Here is a 22,207-nt window from a genome sequence, read left to right as displayed (position 1 = left end):
CTGAATTGAATGATAAATGATTTACATGAATTTTTTTATATAATGTGCATGGTTTATAATCTCAGGGAAAATGGTAGCATCATTAATCGACATGAGTTTATCTAATTCTGTTTTAAGATTGTCTTTTGATGCAGCAGATATTTTCAATTTTTGTATAGGAACGATGTCTTTTTGTTCTTCTAAACTATTTAGCCCACATAGTAAAAATGCACCTTGTTGAGCCAATATTCTTCTATTATTCATTTTCCCCTTAACAATATAATTTGAAAGTAGGTCTTTTGGATTAATGTCATCATCAAAATGATTTTTTTCCATCTTAATAAAATGGAGAAGTCTTTTTACACTAGGATTCGAATGAAATTCGTTTATAGCTGTTTGACGTTTTTGTACATCATTGGGTTCATCTCTTACGAAATTTCTACATAACTCCTTAATTTTCTCCCTTTCACCTTGTGTTAGAAATGCCAAATTTGCAAGACAACTTACTGTATCACTATCATAATATTTCAAGGTACTTTTTTTGACTTTGAAAATAAAAATACATCCATCAGCCATTTTTGGCTTCCCATCTTTATTATGTACTATTTCATTATTTTTTTGCTTTTCTTCAACAGAGTTAAGAGAAAAGTATAATGCAACCAATGGATTAAATGTTAAATCTATTAATCGGGTAGGTAATTCATAATGCTGAGCCTTTATAAGTTGTTCAAAAGTTGTATTTGTATCTGAAAATTCATTTGGATACGAAGAAATAAGTTCTTTGATAAAAACATTTTCTTTCCCATCTAATCCATCTCTTTTAATAGATGGTACTAAATCCCATTGAATACTTGATTGTCCTCTATACAATAAGAGTTCATCATCTTTAATTTCGTCTTTAATTTCACTTAAGGTCTTAATTATCCCGTTTAAATCTGAATGAGGGCGTTTTGATTGTTTAGTTTGTTGAGTACTCATGAATTTTCCTAATGAAATAGTTATATTGTTAAAACATAGTAAACATAGCAAGCCATAGTCCGCATAGTAAGGTGTGTGCGATACGCACGCACGCGTTCTCCATTTTCCCTGCAACCCCAACCCACCGCGTGTGTGCCTTGCGGCACACACCCTACCGACGGGTTCAAAGACAGCCTGAAAAAACGCTTGCGGCGTTTGTCCCATCTGCCTGGCGATAAAGGTTGTCTGAAAATCTCTGCTGTTGATATTTCGGGCGTTCTCCGAATCGCGGAAATTTCCCCACTCAAAAAATTCCCTAATTGCCAAAATACAAGCTTTGCTGTCCTCTCTCTAACGCTCTCCCACGGGAGGGAGGCGGGTTTTCGGCTTGAGTTAAATATTGCGGCAAGACAATTTTTTCAGACGGTTTTTTTGTTTTTATTTCGCACAGACCGTCTGAAAACTTCCTTAAAAGCTGGTGATAAACGTAATCAGACCCAAAATGATGCCGGGGATGTTTGCCAGTATGACGGGATAGTCGCGTTTTTCTTTCAAAAAGCCGTAGGCAGTCCATAATGTGCAGTTGATGGCAGCGACGAAGGGTTGCAGCGGCGAGCCGTGGTTGCCTGCGAGGTTGTTTTGGATTTGCGGGATGTAGGAAACGTACATACCCACGGCGGTCAGGGTGGCGGCGGCGGAAAGGATGCGCATTTGTTTTTCAGTCAAAATAGTCCTTTCTGATTTTGGGGCGGAAAACGGTGTCGGGATACCGTCCGTATGCCTTGTATCGGAATCTGTTTGCGGGTTCGGACGGCATACTTTTCGGATGCCGTCCGAACAGCCGGCTTATTGTTTTGCCGCCTCCATATTGCCAATGAATTTGTCGAACAGGTAGCCGACATCTTGAGGACCCGGGCTGGCTTCGGGGTGGCCTTGGAAGCAGAACACGGGTTTGTTGGTCAGCTCGATGCCTTGCAAGGTGTTGTCAAACAAGGATTTGTGGGTAATACGCGCGTTGGCGGGCAGGGTGTCGGCATCGACGGCGAAACCGTGGTTTTGGCTGGTGATGACGACTTTGCCGCTGTCCAAGTCTTGCACAGGGTGGTTCGCTCCGTGGTGGCTGAAGCGCATTTTCAGGGTTTTCGCGCCGATGGCGAGGCTGATGAGCTGGTGTCCCAAGCAGATGCCGAAAATCGGTTTGCCGCTTTCCATCAGTTTTTGCACGGCTTCGATGGCGTAGGTGCAAGGCTCGGGGTCGCCGGGGCCGTTGGACAGGAACACGCCGTCGGGATTGAGTGCCAACACGTCTTCCGCGCTCGTTTGGGCGGGGACGACGGTCAGGCGGCAGCCGCGCGAGGCGAGCATACGCAGGATGTTGGTTTTCACGCCGAAATCGTAGGCGACGACGTGGTAAGGCTGTTCGTCAGGGGTAACGAGACCCTTGCCCAATGCCCATTCGCCTTCCGTCCATTCGTAAGTTTCCGTGCAGGAAACTTCTTTTGCCAAATCTTTGCCGACCATACTGCCGAACGCGGCGATGAGTTCTTGCGCTTTTTCAACCGTAGCGTCCGCACCTGTCAAAATCGCGCCGCCTTGCGCGCCTTTTTCACGCAACAGGGTGGTCAGGCGGCGGGTGTCGATGTCGGCGATGGCGACGGTTTTGTTGCGTACCAGATAGTCGTGCAGGCTTTCGGAGGCGCGGAAGTTGCTGTGCAAGAGCGGCAGGTCGCGGATAATCAGGCCGGCGGCGTAAACGCTGCGGCTTTCTTCATCTTCGGCGTTGGTGCCGGTATTGCCGATGTGGGGGTAGGTAAGGGTAACGATTTGTTTGCAGTAGGACGGGTCGGTCAGGATTTCCTGATAGCCGGTCATCGAAGTATTGAACACGACTTCGCCGGAAGTCGAACCTTCGTAACCGATTGATGTGCCGTGAAATACGCTGCCGTCAGCGAGGACGAGGAGGGCGGGGGTGCTCATGATGGGAATCCTGTTTTTAATAAAATTCTTGACAATGCCGTCTGAAGGGACTTCGGCAGGGGGCATCCGGTCGGAAAAATCCGGTCAAAAAAAAACACGCCGCGCAAGATAGACGCGTAACGTGCTTTTCGGGCAAGTGCCTATACCCTGAAAGCAGCATATTTTAAGACGAAACCTACCCGATTTCAAGCGCAAACGCGGCAGGCGGGCTGATATGTTCGCGCGAAAACGGAAATCCGGGGCATAAAACCGCCCGCTCCGCGCCCACTATGCCCGTTACGCATTTCCCCACGTCCGCCCGGCGAAACTATGGAAATACCCGAACCGTCAGAAATACCCGAATCGTCAGGAATACCCGAATCGTCATTCCCGCGCAGGCGGGAATCCAGACCCGTCGGCGCAGAAACTTATCGGGTACAACGGTTTCTTCAATCCTGAGTTCTAGATTCCCACTTTCGTGGGAATGACGGGATGTAGGTTTCCTTAATCCCGCATTCTAGATTCCCGCCTGCGCGGGAATGACGGCATCGGTTTGTCGGCGTTTCATTTGCCCCCTCCCGAAAAACGCAAAAAAATGCCGTCTGAAGACCTTTCAGACGGCATTTGCGGGGGAATCGGCCGCGCGGGCGGGTTAGAAGAAGACTTCGCGCCAGCTTACCCGTTTCATATTGCAGATCGGGCCGGCAACGTCCAAGTCGGACATATCGTTCATCAGCAGCGTGTGCACGCCTTTGCTGAAGAAGCAGCGGTTGCCGGATTTTTGGAAGGGGGTGTTGTCATTGCCGCTGCCGCCCGCGTCGCCGTCTGCCGTTGTCGGGTGATCGCTTGTTTTTTGGCTGTCCAAATAGCTTGCGGTCAGCAGTTTCGGATAAACATATCCGCTCGGGCAGACGGTTTCAGTGCCTTTTTCCATACAGCCCACGGGGATATTGTTGCCTTTTGCGTCTTTTTTCTCGCCGACTTTTTTTGCCACGCGGCTATCCGGCACGACGGGGCGCGCGCTTTTCTTCGTCAGCTTGCCGCCGTCGGCGGTATTGATGCCCAAAAATGCGGTTTCCGCGCCGCAGCCGTTGGCATTGTAGTTGCGGATGGTTACAAAGGCGGTACGCAATACCACGGTCGGTTTGACGGTAACGCGCTGTCCGGCTTCCAATTTCACTACCCAGCCCTTGTCGCCCGAGCCGTCAGACCTTTTGTAGTCGCTCAAGAACAGCGTATTGTTGCCGTCTTTTGTCAGCACTTGCTCAAGCAGCCCTTTGCCCAATCCGTCTTCTGCCGGCAAAGATTCCGTATCGTTATCAAAGATACCGTAAACGTGTTGGATTTCTTGGCTTGCCACATCATCCTCAGTCAAATCGCTGCCCGTGCCGAAGATGACGACGCGTTTGTCTTTCAGTTGGGAAATAGCAGGCGCGGAAGTAATCGGTTTTGTGCCGTTGAAAATGGCGCGTGCAGACCATCTGGTCGGGTCGTTGCCGCCCAAATCAAAGCGGTACATCTTGCCGCCCCGGTCGCCGGCATAGGCGATATCGACCGTGCCGTCCAAATCCGTATCGACAAGCGTGGGGGACGAAAGCCCGCCCTTGCCGCCGGGTACGGCAATTTTTGCAATCAGCGTGCCGCTGCTTTCCAAATCATACACATACAGCGCGGTTTGATTTTCTTGGCTGTCAATGTCTTTAGTCGCATAACCGGAGGCGAGGAAGGCGGCATATTTGCCGTTGTGGGTTCTGCCGATTTGCGGCGTGCCGACGGTGTAGCCCAAGCCGTTATCTTTTACATCAAACAGGGAAACGCCGGTTTGGTTGCTTTCGGCCCTGGTCAAATCCAAGGCATACGCGCCTTTGCCGCCCTGACCCATCGCGCCGAACATAAACACTCGGTTTCCCGCTTGGCGCAAGACAAAGCCGCCGTCCACGCCGTACAGGCCGCCCGTGTAGTTCTCGTTGGCAAAATGGTGCAGGTCTTTTGCCAAAGTGGAATCTGCGTTATCCAAATCTTTGCGCGGCATTTCAGCGGGGATGTAGCTGAGCTTCAGATTGTAGCCGCCGCCGCTTTTTTTGAAGATATGCACCATCCCGTCGTTGGCGGCGGTTGCCAGATATTCACCGACCGCCGTTACCGGGCTGTTGACGATGTCGCCCAAATCGCGTTTGCCGTTGTCGCGGATACGGTATTGCTGGCTATACAGTTTGCCGCGTGTTGAAGCATCTATCGCATTGTTAAAATAGTTAAACTGATTGTCGTTTCCATCGCGCCTGTCGGTCCAGCGCAATAACACGTCTTTCCATTCTTGCTGATTATTCCCATTATCGCCGATACCGAATGTGCCATTCGTAATGCCGTTAATATTGCTGTCGCTCAAGGATACGCCGTTTGCCAAGCGGATTGCCGCCTTGCGTCCGGCAAAGACGGGTTCGGTAAAACCTTTGCTTGGCAGATAATCCGCGCCGCCGTTTTTCTTATTGTTTTTATCCAAGGTGTAAAAGAGGATGCGGCTGCTTGCCGACTTGGGATCGGTAACGACCGCCGCCGCCTTGCCCGGGAAACCCGCGCCCAAAGGGGCGGGGGCGACGATGGCGTATTGGCTGCCGTCCGGGGCGGCAGCGGTATATTGAGGCCGCGTACAGCCGCCCGCGCCTATGCTCGGAAGCTGGAGTTTTACGTCGACATGGCCCTGTTCCCGTATTTTATATATCGTTGCCGTCCGCCCCGCGCCGTTTTCGTTATGCGGCATAAAGGCGAAGTTGGGCATACTAATCTCGCCCAGCTTGATTTCTTGGGCGTTGAGGCTGCCGGAGTTGCCCAGCATATGCAGTTTGGCGCGCAGGGCGAAGACTTGGCCCTTGCTTCTTTCCCCTGTCGGCTGGGTAATCATTTTGCTTACTTCGGTATGGTCTCTCTGAATGGCGAGCCAGTTTTCCGGCGTTTTGCCGTCCGATAAAGCCAATTGGAAGGAAACGCCCAGCCACGGATGGTCTGTCAGCTTGTATATCGGCAGGCCGTCTGAACTGGTTCCCACCGATGTGGGATCGAGCGCGCTATTGGTAAAGTCGAAAAAAAACTGGAAGGGCAGGTTAGGACACTGGCGGCTTTGACCCGTCGAGACACCCAAGCCCTGGAGGAAGCAACTCAAGCCGGTAAAATCGTAACCCATCTTCCCTTTGTGAACGGTCGTCAGCCAATTGTCGGTCTTGCGCCCCGCCATATTGTCGGCATCAAGCCCGGAAACCTTGCCCCACAGCGGGGCGGAACCGCCGCCGAGAATCAGCTTCCCGCCGTTCTTGCCCGCAAGCAGCGTGTCGGTGTTTGCGTAGGTAAGTTCATAAGTTGTTGCGGCGAAAAAGGGACACCCTTGTGTGGGATCAAATTTGATACCCAGTTCCCTACATATGTTTCTTCCCGGACGTGTAGAGCTTCCGATTGGGAAAGTTTCTTTCTTACCCGTGCGTACGCCCTTGCCGCCGGGTGTCTGATCGCCTTGTACGCTGCCGTCGTCGTTGACGATAAAGTTGAAATTCGCAGTATCGCCCGCGCCGAACGCCTGTTGGGACGATGCCGCCAAGAGCATCGCGGTATAAACCGCAGTATGGCGGAGCAAGTGCCGTTTGGGTGTTTTTTTCATATCGTTTTCCTTCCGTTTGTTTTCCCGATGGCCGGACGGCATTCCCGCCCGGCCGTAAATATCGCAATATGCGCCGTGATGCGGATTTTCACGACAACCGTCATTCCCGCGCAGGCGGGAATCCAGAACACGTCCGCACGGAAACCTGCATCCCGTCATTCCCACAAAAGTGGGAATCCGGAACGCAAAATCTCAAGAAACCGTTTTATCCGATAAGTTTCTGCGCCGAAAGGTCTGGATTCCCGCCTGAGCGGGAATGACGGACGGGAACGGTGCACGGGCATTGCCAGAATCTTTTGTGTTTCCATTATCATACTCTTTTTAATGCGCTATTCCAAGAATATGATGCCCTCCGGCGGCATCGCGCCCTACGGCTTGCTATAAAAATACCTAAACCGTCATTCCCACGAAAGTGGGAATCTAGAACGTAGAATCTCAAGAAACCGTTTTACCCGATAAGTTTCCGCGCTGACAGGTCTGGATTCCCGCCTGTGCGGGAATGACGGATCCATCCGCACGGAAACCTGTACCGCGTCATTCCCACGAAAGTGGGAATCTAGAACGTAAAATCTCAAGAAACCGTTTTACCCGATAAGTTTCTGCGCCGACAGACCTAGATTCCCGCCTGCGCGGGAATGACGGCGGCGGGATTCGGTGGAGTTGGTGGATTCGGTGGGCTGAAGCCCATCCTACAGTCCGCCCTACAGCCCATACTACGGCGCACCCTGCGCTCATCCTGCACCTACGCTGCGCCTGACCTGCGAAATACCCTGCGCCTATCCTGCGCGTCCGCCTGTGTGCCGCCGTTGTGGCGGCGCGGGGTTTCAGACGGCATTGCGGTTTCGGGGGCGCGGCTTTATTCGACGACGATTTTGGGGAAGCGGCTGCTGAAGTCTTTGCCTTTGTCGGCAATGCCCAGGGCGATTTGGAATGCGGCATCGGTGTAGATTTTGGCGATGGCGGGGTGTTCGTCGAACAGTTGTGCCGCCGCCCCTCCGTCCATTGCTTCGCGCACGGGCAGGCTTAAGGGAAGCTGTCCGAGCAGGGGGACGTTGAGGCGTGCGGCTAAATCTTTGCCGCCGTCCGTGCCGAACAGGGCTTCGCTGTGTCCGCAGTTGGTGCAGATGTGGACGGACATATTTTCCAATACGCCCAAAATCGGAATGTTGACTTTTCGGAACATATCCACGGCTTTGCGCGCGTCTATCAGGGCGATATCCTGCGGCGTGGTTACGATGACCGATCCGGTTACGGGGATGCGTTGGGACAGCGTGAGCTGGATGTCGCCCGTACCCGGGGGCAGGTCGATAAACAGGTAGTCCACTTCGTCCCACTCGCTTTGGAACATCAGCTGCTGCAAGGCTTGGCTGACCATCGGGCCGCGCCAGACGACGGCTTGGTCGGTATCGACGAGAAAGCCGATGGACATAACCTGTATGCCGTCTGAAGATTCGACGGGAATGAGTTTTTGGTTTTTCTGATCGGGTTTGCGGTCGTCCACACCCAGCATCGTGGGCTGGCTCGGGCCGTAAAGGTCGGCATCGAGTACGCCGACGCGCGCGCCCATCCGCGCCATTGCGGCGGCAAGGTTGGCGGTGGTTGTTGATTTGCCCACGCCGCCTTTGCCGGAGGCGACGGCAATGATGTTTTTCACACCTTTGATGGTGGTAACGCCGGGTTGGACTTTATGTGTGCCGATTTCCGTGTCCATGGACAGATGGATGTGTGTGTCGCCTGTTTCGGGCATCAGGGTTTCTTGTACGGAATCGGCGATGGCGGCGGCGATGTGCGCGACAGGGAAGCCGAAATGCAGGGCGATATGGATGCCGTCTGAACGCTGTTCGACCGAGCGGACGGCCTTTTCGCTGCCGAGTGTGCGTGCCGTATTCGGAACGGCGACGGTGTCGAGGAGGGTGCGGATGTTTTGTATGTTCATAATGTGTGTTTCTGTGTGCAGTTTGGGAAACGGGCGGAAAGTGTACATTGATTTCGGGCGGTTTGCCTTTCCTTGTGCGAACTTTTACACGGTATGCGGCGGATTGTGAAAATCCGTTGTCAAAATATCCCGTGCAAACAGTGGTCTGCAATCAAACCTGTAAAATTTGCTTGACGGCGGGGAACAGGGCTGTATAATACGCGGCTCATCGGGTCGTTAGCTCAGCTGGTAGAGCAGCGGACTTTTAATCCGTTGGTCGAGCGTTCGAATCGCTCACGACCCACCAGATAACCGGAAGCCAAGTTTTAAGACTTGGCTTTTTTGTTTGCCTGCCGGTTGCGCGGGCGTACCGTTTGAGGGGGCGTATGAAAAAGAAATTGCTTTCGGGCATCAAATTTGCCGTTCAGACGGCATTGGTGTTTTTATTGGTGTCGCTGTTTTTGGATTGGGTACGCAAGCCCGACGAACCTGCCGGCGCAGCAGGGCGGCCTTTGACTTTGCTGTCGGGGCAGCGGCTGACTTTGGGACAGTTTAGCCGGGATAGGGTGGTGCTGGTGTATTTTTGGGGGAGCTGGTGCGGCGTGTGCCGTTATCAGTCGCCGATAATCGATGATTTGGCGGCGGACGGCGTGCCGGTCGTCGGTGTGGCGGTACGTTCGGGCAGTTCGGACGAAGTTTCTGCGTATATGAAAAAACGCGGATTGGGTTTTCCGAGCGTTAATGATGAGGACGGCGGTTTGGCAAGGTCTTGGCAGATTAAGGCAACGCCGACTGTCATTTTGGTCAAAAATGGGAAAATAGTTCACTATACGACGGGAATCAGCAGTTATTGGGGCTTGCGCGCAAGAATTTTCCAGGCAGATGTTTTCGGTTAACCTTTGTTCTTGTTAAACTTTCCGCTATGTAGAGAATCAAACGGAATATGCCTTGCGCGACGGATGCGGCGGCTTTTGTTTTTTGGGAAAGAGCCGTCGCGCCTGCCGATGTAATCCCTTGTTGTGATTGTGGGAAAAATAGATTAAGATATAACTATTAAAATATTTTTAGATAGGATTATCGGAATTAAAGTCTTTTATACCCAGTCGTCCGATGCGGTTTATAGAGTATTGTTGCTATATGTTCGTTTTGTTATATAACGGTTGCATCAAAAATTACGCCCACAGGCTTTCCCGACGGTTTGAAAGTTTGATTTTCGATAACTTTGGAGACTTAAACAATGCCTACCCAATCAAAACATGCGTCTATCAATATCGGTCTGATACAGGCAAGGGAAGCACTGATGACCCAATTCAGACCTATTCTGAATCAGGCGAATATTACCGATCAGCAATGGCGGATTATCCGTCTTTTGGCGGAAAACGGCACGCTGGACTTTCAAGATTTGGCGAATCAGGCGTGCATCCTGCGCCCCAGCCTGACCGGCATCCTGACCCGTCTTGAAAAAGCGGGGTTGGTCGTCCGCCTGAAACCTTCCAACGACCAACGGCGCGTTTATCTGAAGCTGACTGCCGAGGGCGAGAAGCTGTATGAGGAAATCGGCGAAGAAGTGGACGAACGCTACGATGCTATCGAAGAAGTGTTGTCCCGCGAGAAAATGCTGCTGCTTAAAGATTTGTTGGCAGAGCTTGCCAAAATCGAGGATGCGTTGAACTCGTAATACGCCGTAACGCGCGGAAACGTCCGCACGGCGGGATTCCGAATCAGGATTGCTGCACATAGGGGATGCCTTGTGTGCAGCATTCTTATATAGGGGACAGTTTAAGGGGAAAAATGACGGATTTGCAGAAAACTTTTCAAATTTCGTTCCGTGATGCGATGGCATCTTGCGCGGCAGGCGTTCATGTCATTACGACAGAGGGATCGGCAGGACGTTACGGTATCACGATGACTGCGGTTACACCGGTTACGGATGAGCCTCCGACCGTGATGCTGTGTATCAACCGTAAAGCCCGTATCATTCCGATCCTGTCGGAAAACGGCAGCCTCTGCATCAATACGCTGGCGGACGAACATCAGGATGTGGCCGAACATTTTGCCGGGCTGACCGGCCTGTCGCCCGAAGAGCGGTTTGCCTACCACATCTGGCATCGCGGCAAAACCGGACAGCTTGAAATAGAGGGCGCGTTGGCGCACCTGCACGGGCATATTGTCGGCCAACATGAAATCGGCACACATTTTGTGTTTTACGTCAGGCTCGACGAAATCAAAAATTGCGTGGGCAAACGCCCCGCGCTGCTGTATTTCAGACGGCAGTTTAGGTCTTTAGACTGATATTCGGACAGATATATATGAAAGCGATGATACTGGCGGCAGGACGCGGCGAGCGTATGCGCCCTTTGACCGATACCACTCCGAAGCCGCTGCTGGACGTGGCGGGCAAGCCCCTAATCGGTTGGCACTTATGCCGTCTGAAGCAGGCAGGGTTTACCGAAATCGTCATCAACCACGCTTGGCTGGGTCGGCAGATAGAAGATGCTTTGGGTGACGGCTCGGCTTATGGCGTGAACATCGCCTATTCGCCCGAACCCGCAGGCGGTTTGGAAACGGCGGGCGGTATCGCGCAGGCATTGCCGCTGTTGGGCGATACCCCGTTTTTGGTGGTCAACGGCGACGTGTTGACTGACATCGATTTTACCGCCGCGTTTCAGACGGCATCGTCCCTGCCCGAGCATATTTCCGCACATTTGTGGCTGGCGGACAATCCCCCGCACCATCCCGACGGCGATTTTTCCCTGCTGCCCGACGGCAGCGTACAGTCGGAAGTATCCGGCGGCAACGGATTGACATTCAGCGGCGTGGGTATTTACCGTCCTGAAATGTTCGGAGGCATCGAAGCGGGCAGTGTGGCGAAACTCGCGCCCGTATTGCGGGGCGAAATGCGGCAAAACCGGGTGAGCGGTCAGAAGCATACGGGTTTGTGGCTGGATGTCGGTACGGTAGACCGTCTGAAAGAGGCTCAAGCCGTTGCAGGGGTTTGGAAGTAAACGGAACGGGATGCGGATTTGCATCCCGTTTTCTTATTGCAGCCGCCTTAACTGATGCATTGCATCTTTAAAGGGTTTTCGGAACAGGTTGTGCGGAGATATATATTGTAAATAAGCATGTATACAATAAGGAAGATGGGGATTATGTAGAGCTGGTAATTGAATAGTGTATTAAAATAATTACGATATAATTTCACGGGTTCTGATAGTAAATGACAGATATTTGTTCAAAAAAAGATAGTTACAAATCGAAATTTTAGGAGGTACAGTATGTTAACGATAAGTGATATTCTCAATGACGATTTTGAATGGGACGAAGTCAAAATTGATGATGATGAATTTGAGAAATTAAGCACAGAGCTTATTATTGATTTTCTTAAGAAAAATACTCCGAAAGAAAGACAGCTATTGGCAATAAGTTGGAACTTTGATAATTCTAAAAAAGTAATCCAGTGGATAGTTGATCAGCCGGATACTGACAGAGGCACAATCCTTTATTTGTACTGGTACATGGCACCTGATTTTTATAAAGAGAACTGTGTGGACAGAAAAGAATGCGAAGAAAAATATTCATGGGGCTTAGAAGATTATGATATTTTAGATACCATTGAAACAAACTATCTTTCTGATTTTTATAATGATCAAATTTATGCATTTAATCCGACTAACGATTTATATTCTGGAGGACATGATTGGACAAAAGGATATGACGATAGTAAAGCAAAATCAAAAATACCAGAAGTAATGTTTAAGGCGTTAGATGGTGAAATTCTTGAAAGTCCAGACTGGGATGAAGGAATTCCAGAAGCCCTTTCTGTAATTATGGACAAGCTTTACAACGCTTTGGATGAATAAAAAAGATAAATCCCAGTTTGTCGGGGTAATACCTTTTAACGATAACCTTAAGCTATCGTTAAAAAGTTCATGGAGTTGAGCATCAAAACCGGTTCAAGATAAGGCGGATTTGCTTCATGTTTGGTTATGCAGGATAAACAATGCCGTCTGAAACGGAAATCTGTTTCAGACGGCATTTTGCCGATTCGGTTAGTTGCGGATTTCGCCGCTTTTTTCTTTGTGTTTCAATACGGCGCGGTCAAGTTTGTCTGTCAGGGTGTCGATGGCGGCATACATGTCCTGACCGTCGGACTCGACGTGCAGGTCTTTACCGGCAAGGTGTACGTCTGCCTCGGCCTTATGGCCGGCTTTTTCCACAGACAGCGTTACAGTTATAGAAATGATGTCCGAAGCGTGGCGGTTGATGCGCTCCAGTTTCTTGGAAACATGGTTTTTGATGGCTTCGGTAACGTCAAAATTCAGACCGATGATTTTCAGATTCATGATACAGCTCCTTCGGTGGGTTCTGTCCGTCAGCGACGGAACGGAAAAACGGGTTGTAGCATTGTGTTGAAAAATTATTCTGCGGTTTTGCGTTTGTGTGCTGCCGGAATCTCAAGGGATTCTCTGTATTTGGCAATGGTGCGGCGGGAAACCTCCATACCGCGGAAAGCCAGCAGGTTGGCGAGTGCCTCGTCAGAATAGGGCTTGCGTTTGTCTTCGCTGCCGACAAGCTGGGAGAGTGCAGCTTTAACGGCGTGTTGGCTGACGGCTTCTTTGCCTTCTTCCATTTGAACTGCCTGCGTGAAGAAATAGCGTAGCGCAAACACTCCGCGCGGGCAAGACAAATATTTTTGGTTGGCGGCTCGTGAAACGGTACTTTCTGCCACACCCAATTCGGCGGCGGCATCTTTCATCAGCAGGGGGACGAGTCCGATTTCGCCAAAAGTGAAAAAGTCTGCCTGATGTTTAACGATGTATTCGGCAAGGAGAACGACGGTTGCCTTCCTCAATTCGAGCGAATCGATACGTTGTCTGGCTTCGCTGATTTTTTCCTTCCATTCGGGCGAGAGACCTTCAGACGGCATCAGTTCGCAATATTCGCTGTTCATTTGCAGAGGAGGCAGGGAGTCTTCGTTGAAACTGACCGTCCAGCCGTCTTTACTTTCCTCAACCCAGACATCCGGGCGGATATACGGCGTGGGCGTGGACGAGGCAAAACCGGCGGCGGGAAAGGGATTGAGCGAAGCAATGAGGTCGAGTGCGGCTTCGAGTGTGCCGCTGTCGGTTTGGGGCAGGCGTTTTTTTATTCGTGCGAGGGTTTGGCTGCGGTTGCCGTCAATGCTGTCGAGGGCGTTTCGGACGATATGCAGGGCGGCGGGTTTGGCAGCACATTCACCCAATCTTTTTATCTGCAGTATCAGCGATTCATTCAAATCGGCGGCGGCCACGCCTGCCGGGTCGAATTTTTTCAATGCGGTCAGGGCTTGTTTCAGCATTGCCTCATCCAACATCCACTCCAAGGGCGTATGGTCGAGGATGTCTTCGATGCTGTCGGTCAGATAACCCTGCTCGTCAAGGAAATCGATAAGGATGTGGACGCAGGCGGCTTCTTGATCGGAAAGCGGGTGTTCGCATACTTGTGCGTGCAGGTATTGCTTGAAATCCTGCTCACCGGCGATGTTGGACAGCATATCTTCGCCTTCGTCTCCGCCGATTTGACGGGCAGGCGCAGTGTAATGGCTGAACTCGGCATCGGAAAATTCATCCGTGTCTTTGCGTTCGAGCAGGGGGTTGTCCGACAGCCAGTTTTCGACCTCGCGTTCAAGTTCGATACCCGACATCTGCAATACGCGCAAAGATTGTTGCAGCCGCTGGTTGAGCTGCTGGGTCTGTTTGAGCTTTATTCCGAGTAAGGTCATGATAATGTGGGGAAAATTGTTATTTTCAGTCTGTCGGCGCAAAAAATGCCGCAAAGCGTCATTGCATTATAAATGGTTTTAATGAGCGGGTTCGGATTCCGTTCGATAACAAAAAACAAACGAAAATTAAAAACCGATTGCTTATAACAATATTAAATCGATTTCATAGTTTTAATAGCGAAAATCTTGGCGTATAGTCGCATCCATAGTTTTTACAAAAGGAAAACAAAATGTCGATTCAAGAAATTTATTGCAATCAAGAAACCGGTTACGAATACGCTTTCCGCCAAATCGTACTGTAAGCCGTTTCCCCCCATTTGACCAACCTGAGAAAAGGAACAAGAGCGATGACTACCTCCAAATGCCCCGTCACCCATCTGACCATGAACAACGGCGCGCCTGTTGCCGACAATCAAAACAGCCTGACCGCCGGCCCGCGCGGCCCCCTGCTGGCGCAGGATTTGTGGCTGAATGAAAAACTCGCCGACTTCGTGCGCGAAGTCATCCCCGAACGCCGTATGCACGCCAAAGGTTCGGGCGCGTTCGGTACGTTTACCGTAACACACGACATCACCCAATACACCCGCGCCAAAATCTTCAGCGAAGTCGGCAAAAAAACCGAGATGTTCGCCCGTTTCACCACCGTGGCAGGCGAGCGCGGCGCAGCCGATGCGGAACGCGACATCCGCGGTTTTGCGCTGAAGTTCTATACCGAAGAAGGCAACTGGGATGTGGTCGGCAACAACACGCCCGTGTTCTTCCTACGCGATCCGCGTAAATTCCCCGACTTGAACAAAGCCGTCAAACGCGATCCGCGCACCAATATGCGTTCCGCCACAAACAACTGGGACTTCTGGACGCTGCTGCCTGAAGCGTTGCACCAAGTTACCATCGTGATGAGCGACCGCGGTATTCCCGCCAGCTACCGCCATATGCACGGCTTCGGTTCGCATACTTACAGCTTCTGGAACGAAGCAGGCGAGCGTTTTTGGGTGAAATTCCATTTCCGCACCCAGCAAGGCATTAAAAACCTGACCAACGAAGAAGCCGCCAAAATCATCGCCGACGACCGCGAAAGCCATCAGCGCGACCTATACGAAGCCATTGAGCGCGGCGAGTTTCCGAAATGGACGATGTACATCCAAGTGATGCCTGAAGCCGATGCGGAAAAAGTACCTTATCATCCGTTTGACTTGACCAAAGTTTGGCCGAAAAAAGACTATCCGCTGATTGAAGTGGGCGAATTCGAGTTGAACCGCAATCCCGAAAACTTCTTCGCTGATGTGGAACAATCCGCCTTCGCACCGAGCAACCTCGTTCCCGGTATCGGTGCTAGCCCGGATAAAATGCTGCAAGCCCGTTTGTTCAATTACGCCGACGCGCAACGCTACCGTTTGGGCGTAAACTTCCGCCAAATCCCCGTCAACCGTCCGCGTTGCCCTGTTCACAGCAACCAGCGCGACGGACAAGGCCGCGCCGACGGCAACTACGGCAGCCTGCCGCACTACGAACCCAACAGCTTCGGTCAATGGCAGCAACAACCCGACTTCGCCGAACCGCCTTTGAAAATCAACGGCGACGCGGCGCATTGGGACTACCGCCAAGACGATGACGACTATTTCAGCCAACCGCGCGCCCTGTTCAACTTGATGAACGATACGCAGAAACAGGCTTTGTTCGGCAACACCGCCGCAGCCATGGGCGATGCGCCTGACTTCATCAAATACCGCCATATCCGCAACTGCTACCGTTGCGACCCGGCATACGGTGAAGGCGTAGCAAAAGCCCTCGGACTGACTGTCGAAGACGCACAAGCCGCCCGCACGACCGACCCCGCACTGGGTCAGCCCGGTTTGCTGTAAGGGGGCATTATGTGGATGGAAATTGAAGAAATCCTGTCCCGCGCCGTCCGCTACCGGAAATAACCGGGCATAAAAATGCCGTCTGAAACATTGTCCGACCGTTTCAGACGGCATTTCCACACCCCGCCCTGCCGTTTCAGCGGGCGTTTTTTATTAAACGCAAAATATCCCGTCATTCCCGCACCATCCCCACCGGTTCAAACCGGCATGAAAACTTGTCCGCGTCATTCCCGCGAAAGCGGGAATCCAGGTTCGTTGAGTTTCAGCCATTTCTAATAAATTCTTGCAACTTTGAGTTTCCGGATTCCCGCCCCACAGCCAACTTTTCCGCGTCATTCCCGCGAAAGCGGGAATCCGGGTCCGTTGAGTTTCAGTCATTTCTGATAAATTCTTGCAACTTTGAGTTTCCGGATTCCCGCCTGCGTGGGAATGGCGGGAAACTTATATTTCGTCATCACACCAATCCCACCCTGCCCCACACCCCCCAAAAAAAACCAAAAAAACCCAATCTGACAAAATCTGACAAAAAACGTCAGCCCGAAACTGACAAAAATTGTCACAACTGACAAAAAACGTCAGCCCGCCGCATTATTCCGCCGCAAGCCGCGCCGCGTTGATATAAAAAAATACCCATACCAAACAGACAAATAAAAAAATATTCTGTAAAATGCCGAGCCGAACCCGGTTTTGGCACGCCGCTTGCTGGAAAGAAGGCGAACCGAAACAAAAAAGACCACGGTCAAATACATTACGGGTTTACGTTTGCGGCGGATGCCGCAAATTCCAATCAAACTTAAACATTTTCAAACAGGAGTCATCCAAATGAAAGCAATCCAAAAAGGTTTCACCCTGATCGAGCTGATGATCGTCATCGCCATCGTCGGTATCTTGGCAGCCGTCGCCCTGCCCGCATACCAAGACTATACCGCGCGCGCCCAAATGTCCGAAGCCCTGACTTTGGCCGAAGGTCAAAAAACTGCAGTGGTCGAGTATTATTCCGACAACGGTCAATTCCCAGGTAACAATGCTTCCGCAGGTATTGCTTCTGCCAGTCAGATTACAGGTAAATATGTGGCTAAGGTAGAAGTTGCTACAAACGCATCCGGTGCTCAAATTACCTCTACCATGAAATCTTCCGGTGTGAATGCCGACATCAAAGGTGCAACCTTGCAATTGATTGGTGAATCAACATCAGGTTCGTTCAAGTGGACTTGTAAAGCAGGCACTGTAAAAGACAAATTCCTGCCGTCTTCCTGCCGACCCAAATAAGGACAATGACCGGGTTTGAACCCGCCGTGAAAACAAATGCCGCCCGAACCGCTCGGGCGGCATTTTCTATTCCCCCTTTGCCGCTTCAGACGGCATCCTCCGTCCGCCTTTGCCGTTTCGGCGGGCGTTTTTTATTAAACGCAAAATATCCCGTCATTCCCGCCCCACAGCCCACTTTTCCGCCGTCATTCCCGCACCATCCCCACCGGCTCAAACCGGCACGGAAACTTTTCCGCGTCATTCCCGCGAAAGCGGGAATCCAGGTTCGTTGAGTTTCAGCCATTTCTAATAAATTCTTGCAACTTTGAGTTTCTGGATTCCCGCCTGCGCGGGAATGACGGGATTTCAGTTTTTGATTTTTTGTTTTTGGGGAATGACGGGATGCGGGTTTTCGTGCGGCGTTTTTCGCACTTTGCTGTTTTGCTATAATCCGCCCTTTTTAAGGACGGGTGCGGTATGGGTTTTTACGCTTTGCTCTTTATTGCGCTGGGGATGTCGATGGATGCGTTTGCCGTTGCTTTGGCAAAGGGTGCGGCGGTCAGGATGCCCCCGCGCAAAATTGCAGCAACGGCCTTGGTGTTCGGCACGGTTGAGGCACTCACGCCGCTGGCGGGCTGGGCGGGCGGTTTTTATGCCAAGCCGTTTATCAGCGAATGGGACCATTGGGCGGCTTTTGTCCTGCTGGGCGGGCTGGGTCTGAAAATGATGCGCGAAGGGTTGTCCGGAGAGGTGGACGATGTGCGCGAAAGCAAACGGGAAAGCCTATGGATAACGGTTCTGACTGCTTTTGGAACCAGCATCGACTCTATGATCGTCGGGGTGGGCTTGGCGTTTATGGAGGTAAACATCGCCTTTGCCGCCGCCGTCATCGGTATGGCGACGACGGTGATGGTGGCGTTCGGGTTGACGGCGGGCGGGGCGTTGGGCGGATTGTTCGGCAAACGCGCCGAGTTTGCCGGCGGGCTGGTGCTGATCGCCATCGGCACTTGGACGCTCTTGTCGCACTTGGGGCTAATCGGGTAAGGGTTGGCAAACCATGCTCTACCAACCGCCCACCGAAGCGGAAGAAGTGTTGGAAGCCTTGGTCAACCGCCGCAACCGACCGGTGGATATGCGGACTGTCGAGAAAAACCGTCTGCATCAGGTTCACGAAACGCAAGTCGAAAGCGTCAAACAACTGATTGCCCATTTTGACCGGCTGATTGACGAATCGGACAAACAAATCGACAACTACACCCACACGTATTTTGACGGCAAAGCCCAAGTGGCGGAGCAAATCAAAGGCATCGGTTCGATAACGACGGCTACGCTGATGGCGATGCTGCCCGAATTGGGGCGGCTGAGCCACAAACGGATAGCGGGTTTGGTCGGCATTGCCCCGCACCCGAGGGAGAGCGGGGAAACCAAATTCAAAAGCCGCTGCTTCGACGGAAGGTCTGCGGTACGTAAGGCACTGTATATGGCTGCCGTGGCAGCGGCACGTTTTGAACCACTTATTCGGGATTTCTACCAACGCCTGCTGTCCAAGGGTAAGCCGTATAAGGTTGCCGTTACGGCATGTATGCGCAAACTGCTGACGATATTGAATGCCCGGATGCGTGATTATTTTGCCGAAAACGATACCGCCGAAAATGGTATCCGAACGGCTTGATTTGAGTTTTGGTATTTTTGCCCGAGGGGGTGAAAAATACAGTTGCTACAAGAGCTTTCAGACGGCATATCGGCAGGCGCAGGGTGTTTTGCATTTGATAAAAATGCCGTCTGAAGGCTTCAGACGGCATTTCTGCGGCAATCGGATTATTTCCAGACCAAGAGCGCGTGGTTGCGTTTGCCGCGCCGGAGGATGGTGTATTTGCCGAAACGTTTGTGTTCGCCGGTCAGCAGACAGGCATCGTCGGGACGTTCGGCGGCGTGGTTCGGATTGTTGGCTTCGGCAGGTTTGCCGTTGAGCAAAACCGCTTTGCTGTTCACAAAGCCGCGCGCTTCTTTATTGGAGGATGCCAAGCCGGTTTTGACTAAGGCTTCGACGGCGTTGATGCCGTCTGAAACTTCAAATGAGGGCAGGCCGTCGAGTGCCAGCTGCTCGAAGTCGCTTTCGGTCAGGCTACTTTGGTCTTCGGCAAACAGGCTTTCGGAAATGCGCTGCGCGGCGGCAAGGGCTTCTTCGCCGTGAATCAGGCGGGTCATTTCTTCGGCGAGGATGCGTTGCGCTTCGGGCTTGCTGCCGCTTGCCTTGTCTTTGGCTTCGACGGCATCGATTTCTTCAACCGACAGGAAGGTAAAGTATTTCAGGAATTTATACACATCGGCATCGGCAACTTTCAGCCAGAACTGGTAGAACTGATACGGCGAGGTTTTCTTCGCGTTCAGCCATACCGCGCCGCCTTCGGTTTTGCCGAATTTGGTGCCGTCTGATTTGGTAACCAAAGGCAGGGTCAGACCGAATACTTGTTTTTGGTGCAGGCGGCGGGTCAGGTCGATACCGGCGGTGATGTTGCCCCATTGGTCGGAACCGCCGATTTCCAAAACCGCGCCATGGCGTTTGTTCAACTCGGCGAAGTCGTAACCTTGCAGCAGGGAATAAGCGAACTCGGTGAAGGAGATGCCTGCGCCGTCGCGGTCGATGCGCTGTTTGACGGATTCTTTGTTCAGCATAGCGTTGACGGAGAAATGCTTGCCGATGTCGCGCAGGAAGTCGAGGCAGTTCATTTTGCCGAACCAGTCAGCGTTGTTCGCCATAACGGCGGCGTTTCCGCCTTCAAAGCTCAAGAAAGGGGTCAGTTGGTTGCGGATGCTTTCTACCCAGCCGGCAACGGTTTCGGCGGAATTCAAGCTGCGTTCGGCGGCTTTGAAGCTGGGATCGCCGATCATACCAGTTGCGCCGCCCACCAGTGCAATCGGCGTATGCCCCGCCTGTTGGAAGCGGCGCAATGCCAATACGGGCAGCAGGTGGCCGATATGCAGGCTGTCGGCGGTGGGATCGAAACCGCAGTAAAGGGCGATTTTTTGTTCGTTCAACAAAGCGTCTAAGGCTTCGATGTCGGTCGTTTGCGCGATAAGGCCGCGCGATTGCAGGTCTTGGATGACGCTCATCGGTCTCTTTCAAAAAAATTAGCGTTTTTGCAAACCGCCGATTGTAACAAATTTAAGCGAATCAATGGTTGTGGCGCGTATCGAGAAACCGTTGTTTTTCGGAAAAACGCTTTGCCAATTCCGTGCCGCCGTAAGGGTTGATGTGGTCTTTGTCCGAGTAAACCGGCAATCCGCCGATTTGAAAATCTGCGGGGATATAGGCGGCGGCATCAATAATATAGACGTTGGGGTATTTGGCTGCCAATTCCCTGATGCGGGCATTGGCTTTCAGGGTGCTTTCGTCGTCCGGGTGCAGGGTCTGGCGGTAGCCCGGTATGCGTGAAGACAAGATATAGGCACGTTGTACGTTGTAAGACGAGGCAAGGTTGTCCGCCATCAGGTAAACGGCTTGTTTTTCGGATGAGAGTTTGTGCAGCATACGGTCGAATTTTTGGAAAAAACCGGCATCGTAGGCAAGGGAGCGGCTGTTTTCGGGCATTTGGCTGCCCCAGCGCATCGCCAAAACCACTTTTGAATACAGGGGCAGGTGTTCTTCGGCATAGCGGTAAACGGCGCGGCAGGCGGCCCAGTTTTGGAACACACGGGACGCGTAGCCTTCCACATAGGCACAAGCGTCGGCGGAAACCATTGTGGCGGACCATTTTTCTTTTTTACCCACGGCATCGAAGAATGTTTTGTAATGGTCGGCGTGGGAGTCGCCCAAAACCAGCAGTTCCGGCTGTTTTTCCGCATCCCCCCACCGGCATTGTTTGCCGGTATTGTTGTGGCAGGAGGTGTTGGAACGCGTCAGCCCCATACGGTCATATTGCGCCATAAACGGCAGCCTCATCGCAAAAAACGAGCCCGCGCCCAAAATGAACATAGGCAAGGCATAAATCCACAAAACGGATTGTGCGAACGAACCTTTCCATTTTTTAAACGGCTTTTCGATGCAGTGATAAGAAACCAGGGAAAACGCCAGAGTCAGGACGATTGCTGCCGCTGGCGAATAAGGCGGCAGGTTGTCCGGACCGATATAGCGCATAAAGGCCAATATAGGCCAATGCCACAGATAAAGCGAGTAGGAAATCAAGCCGATGGCAACGGTGATTTTCCATTGGAAAAATTTTTTAAGCGGGTGTTCGTAATGGTTGAAATAAATCAGCGCGGCAACAGCCAGACAGGGAACCAGAGCGGCGGGTCCCGGGAAGTAGGCGGTTTGTTCCGAATAGGCAAACAGGCAGGCGGATAGTATGCACACGGAAAACAATGCGCCGGCGGCGGCACAGCGTCTGCCGACGGCGAGATTCCGCTGTTGCCGGTACCGCATCCACACGGCGGTCAGCGATCCGACCAGCATTTCGCAGGCGCGCAGGTGGGGCAGGTAATATTTATCGAGCGCGGAAGGCATAAAGGAAGCGGCAAGGCTTAAGGCGCACAGTGCGGCGAGGAAGCCGAACTGTACGCGCAGGCTTTTGCGGGCGACAAGCAGCAGCAATATCGGAAAGACAAAGTAAAATTGTTCTTCGACCGACAAAGACCAGATGTGCAGCAGGGGCTTTTCTTCCTGCGCGGGATCGAAATAATCCTTCCCCCTTGCAAAATACAGGTTGGAGGCGAAACCCAAGGCGGTCAGCGCGGATTTCCACAAAAGAAAGAAATCATCTTTGGTGAATAAAAAGAAGCCGCCTACCAGCGTTGCCGCCAATACGGCGAAAAATGCGGGCAAAATCCGTTTGATGCGGCGGATATAAAATGTCTTGAGGAAGAAACGCCCCCCCCCCCCCCGC

General features: G+C 51.9%; 18 protein-coding genes, 1 tRNA gene and 1 pseudogene. 11 read left to right on the top strand and 9 right to left on the bottom strand.

Annotation, left to right across the window (positions count from 1 at the left end; genetic code table 11):
* Positions 1–21 precede the first annotated feature (21 nt).
* The 5 genes from Q9J79_RS09010 to apbC all read right to left on the bottom strand — a co-directional run bounded on the left by Q9J79_RS09010 (position 22) and on the right by apbC (position 8,474).
* Positions 22–957, bottom strand: coding sequence for an FRG domain-containing protein (locus tag Q9J79_RS09010; RefSeq protein WP_301912599.1), 936 nt, complete (start codon positions 955–957; stop codon positions 22–24).
* A 447-nt stretch (positions 958–1,404) separates the two neighbouring features.
* Positions 1,405–1,662, bottom strand: a complete 258-nt coding sequence (locus tag Q9J79_RS09005; RefSeq protein WP_301666763.1) for a SemiSWEET family transporter — start codon at positions 1,660–1,662, stop codon at positions 1,405–1,407.
* Between the two features lie 120 nt (positions 1,663–1,782).
* The gene (carA, locus tag Q9J79_RS09000) at positions 1,783–2,913 is read right to left on the bottom strand and encodes a glutamine-hydrolyzing carbamoyl-phosphate synthase small subunit (RefSeq protein WP_301912598.1); all 1,131 of its coding nucleotides are present in this window, start codon (positions 2,911–2,913) and stop codon (positions 1,783–1,785) included.
* A gap of 631 nt (positions 2,914–3,544) precedes the next feature.
* A complete protein-coding gene (pilC, locus tag Q9J79_RS08995) occupies positions 3,545–6,580 on the bottom strand; it encodes a PilC family type IV pilus tip adhesin (protein WP_301912597.1) in 3,036 nt (1,011 codons plus the stop codon).
* Positions 6,581–7,394: 814 nt separating this feature from the next.
* Entirely contained in the window at positions 7,395–8,474 is a 1,080-nt protein-coding gene (gene apbC / locus Q9J79_RS08990; RefSeq protein ID WP_301912596.1) for an iron-sulfur cluster carrier protein ApbC, read from the bottom strand.
* 210 nt (positions 8,475–8,684) lie between these two features.
* Here apbC and Q9J79_RS08985 point away from each other — a divergent pair.
* From Q9J79_RS08985 to Q9J79_RS08960, 6 genes are all read left to right on the top strand, one after another.
* Positions 8,685–8,760, top strand: a tRNA-Lys gene (locus tag Q9J79_RS08985).
* Positions 8,761–8,839: 79 nt separating this feature from the next.
* Complete coding sequence (locus Q9J79_RS08980) at positions 8,840–9,349, top strand: protein disulfide oxidoreductase (RefSeq protein WP_301912595.1); 510 nt, start codon at positions 8,840–8,842, stop codon at positions 9,347–9,349.
* A 341-nt stretch (positions 9,350–9,690) separates the two neighbouring features.
* The gene (gene nadR, locus Q9J79_RS08975) at positions 9,691–10,131 is read left to right on the top strand and encodes a MarR family adhesin repressor NadR (RefSeq protein ID WP_061702827.1); all 441 of its coding nucleotides are present in this window, start codon (positions 9,691–9,693) and stop codon (positions 10,129–10,131) included.
* Between the two features lie 113 nt (positions 10,132–10,244).
* On the top strand, positions 10,245–10,745 hold the full coding sequence (gene hpaC / locus Q9J79_RS08970) for a 4-hydroxyphenylacetate 3-monooxygenase, reductase component (RefSeq protein ID WP_301912594.1): 501 nt from the start codon (positions 10,245–10,247) through the stop codon (positions 10,743–10,745).
* 17 nt (positions 10,746–10,762) lie between these two features.
* Positions 10,763–11,458 (top strand): N-acetylmuramate alpha-1-phosphate uridylyltransferase MurU, encoded by a 696-nt coding sequence (gene murU / locus Q9J79_RS08965; RefSeq protein ID WP_301912593.1) that lies wholly within the window; start codon positions 10,763–10,765, stop codon positions 11,456–11,458.
* A gap of 270 nt (positions 11,459–11,728) precedes the next feature.
* Positions 11,729–12,313 carry a DUF4274 domain-containing protein gene (locus tag Q9J79_RS08960; RefSeq protein ID WP_301912592.1) on the top strand — a complete coding sequence of 195 codons (585 nt, stop codon included), beginning with the start codon at positions 11,729–11,731 and terminating at the stop codon, positions 12,311–12,313.
* A 189-nt stretch (positions 12,314–12,502) separates the two neighbouring features.
* On the opposite strand, the gene hpf is transcribed toward Q9J79_RS08960, so the two are convergent.
* A complete protein-coding gene (gene hpf / locus Q9J79_RS08955) occupies positions 12,503–12,796 on the bottom strand; it encodes a ribosome hibernation-promoting factor, HPF/YfiA family (protein ID WP_301912591.1) in 294 nt (97 codons plus the stop codon).
* Between the two features lie 74 nt (positions 12,797–12,870).
* The gene (gene rpoN, locus Q9J79_RS08950) at positions 12,871–14,214 is read right to left on the bottom strand and encodes an RNA polymerase factor sigma-54 (protein ID WP_301912589.1); all 1,344 of its coding nucleotides are present in this window, start codon (positions 14,212–14,214) and stop codon (positions 12,871–12,873) included.
* Positions 14,215–14,561: 347 nt separating this feature from the next.
* On the opposite strand from rpoN, the gene katA reads away from it, so the two are divergent.
* The 5 genes and pseudogenes from katA to Q9J79_RS08925 all read left to right on the top strand — a co-directional run.
* On the top strand, positions 14,562–16,076 hold the full coding sequence (gene katA / locus Q9J79_RS08945; protein ID WP_301912588.1) for a catalase KatA: 1,515 nt from the start codon (positions 14,562–14,564) through the stop codon (positions 16,074–16,076).
* A 75-nt stretch (positions 16,077–16,151) separates the two neighbouring features.
* Positions 16,152–16,352: a hypothetical protein gene (locus Q9J79_RS08940; protein WP_301912587.1), complete on the top strand. Its 201-nt coding sequence runs from the start codon at positions 16,152–16,154 to the stop codon at positions 16,350–16,352.
* Between the two features lie 546 nt (positions 16,353–16,898).
* Complete coding sequence (locus Q9J79_RS08935) at positions 16,899–17,345, top strand: pilin (protein ID WP_301912586.1); 447 nt, start codon at positions 16,899–16,901, stop codon at positions 17,343–17,345.
* A 456-nt stretch (positions 17,346–17,801) separates the two neighbouring features.
* Positions 17,802–18,368: a manganese efflux pump MntP gene (locus tag Q9J79_RS08930; protein ID WP_301912585.1), complete on the top strand. Its 567-nt coding sequence runs from the start codon at positions 17,802–17,804 to the stop codon at positions 18,366–18,368.
* 7 nt (positions 18,369–18,375) lie between these two features.
* Positions 18,376–18,996, top strand: a pseudogene (locus Q9J79_RS08925) (transposase); the annotation flags it as partial.
* A gap of 146 nt (positions 18,997–19,142) precedes the next feature.
* On the opposite strand, the gene tyrS reads toward Q9J79_RS08925, so the two are convergent.
* Both tyrS and Q9J79_RS08915 read right to left on the bottom strand, forming a co-directional pair.
* Entirely contained in the window at positions 19,143–20,438 is a 1,296-nt protein-coding gene (tyrS, locus tag Q9J79_RS08920) for a tyrosine--tRNA ligase (RefSeq protein WP_301912584.1), read from the bottom strand.
* Between the two features lie 61 nt (positions 20,439–20,499).
* The coding region (locus Q9J79_RS08915) for an acyltransferase family protein (protein WP_304717647.1) at positions 20,500–22,207 on the bottom strand (1,708 nt) is incomplete at its 5' end.

It is taken from the genome of Neisseria viridiae, assembly GCF_962747995.1.
GTDB lineage: Bacteria > Pseudomonadota > Gammaproteobacteria > Burkholderiales > Neisseriaceae > Neisseria > Neisseria viridiae.
The sequence above is the reverse complement of the archived record's forward strand: the minus strand, read 5'-3'. Positions and strand labels throughout refer to the sequence as shown.

Bases quoted from the DNA above. Each gene is read 5' to 3' on its own strand.
- Q9J79_RS09010 (WP_301912599.1), bottom strand. From the start codon at position 957: ATGAGTACTCAACAAACTAAACAATCAAAACGCCCTCATTCAGATTTA.
- carA (WP_301912598.1), bottom strand. From the start codon at position 2,913: ATGAGCACCCCCGCCCTCCTCGTCCTCGCTGACGGCAGCGTATTTCAC.
- pilC (WP_301912597.1), bottom strand. From the start codon at position 6,580: ATGCCGTCCGGCCATCGGGAAAACAAACGGAAGGAAAACGATATGAAA.
- apbC (WP_301912596.1), bottom strand. From the start codon at position 8,474: ATGAACATACAAAACATCCGCACCCTCCTCGACACCGTCGCCGTTCCG.
- Q9J79_RS08980 (WP_301912595.1), top strand. From the start codon at position 8,840: ATGAAAAAGAAATTGCTTTCGGGCATCAAATTTGCCGTTCAGACGGCA.
- nadR (WP_061702827.1), top strand. From the start codon at position 9,691: ATGCCTACCCAATCAAAACATGCGTCTATCAATATCGGTCTGATACAG.
- hpaC (WP_301912594.1), top strand. From the start codon at position 10,245: ATGACGGATTTGCAGAAAACTTTTCAAATTTCGTTCCGTGATGCGATG.
- murU (WP_301912593.1), top strand. From the start codon at position 10,763: ATGAAAGCGATGATACTGGCGGCAGGACGCGGCGAGCGTATGCGCCCT.
- Q9J79_RS08960 (WP_301912592.1), top strand. From the start codon at position 11,729: ATGTTAACGATAAGTGATATTCTCAATGACGATTTTGAATGGGACGAA.
- hpf (WP_301912591.1), bottom strand. From the start codon at position 12,796: ATGAATCTGAAAATCATCGGTCTGAATTTTGACGTTACCGAAGCCATC.
- rpoN (WP_301912589.1), bottom strand. From the start codon at position 14,214: ATGACCTTACTCGGAATAAAGCTCAAACAGACCCAGCAGCTCAACCAG.
- katA (WP_301912588.1), top strand. From the start codon at position 14,562: ATGACTACCTCCAAATGCCCCGTCACCCATCTGACCATGAACAACGGC.
- Q9J79_RS08940 (WP_301912587.1), top strand. From the start codon at position 16,152: ATGCCGTCTGAAACATTGTCCGACCGTTTCAGACGGCATTTCCACACC.
- Q9J79_RS08935 (WP_301912586.1), top strand. From the start codon at position 16,899: ATGAAAGCAATCCAAAAAGGTTTCACCCTGATCGAGCTGATGATCGTC.
- Q9J79_RS08930 (WP_301912585.1), top strand. From the start codon at position 17,802: ATGGGTTTTTACGCTTTGCTCTTTATTGCGCTGGGGATGTCGATGGAT.
- tyrS (WP_301912584.1), bottom strand. From the start codon at position 20,438: ATGAGCGTCATCCAAGACCTGCAATCGCGCGGCCTTATCGCGCAAACG.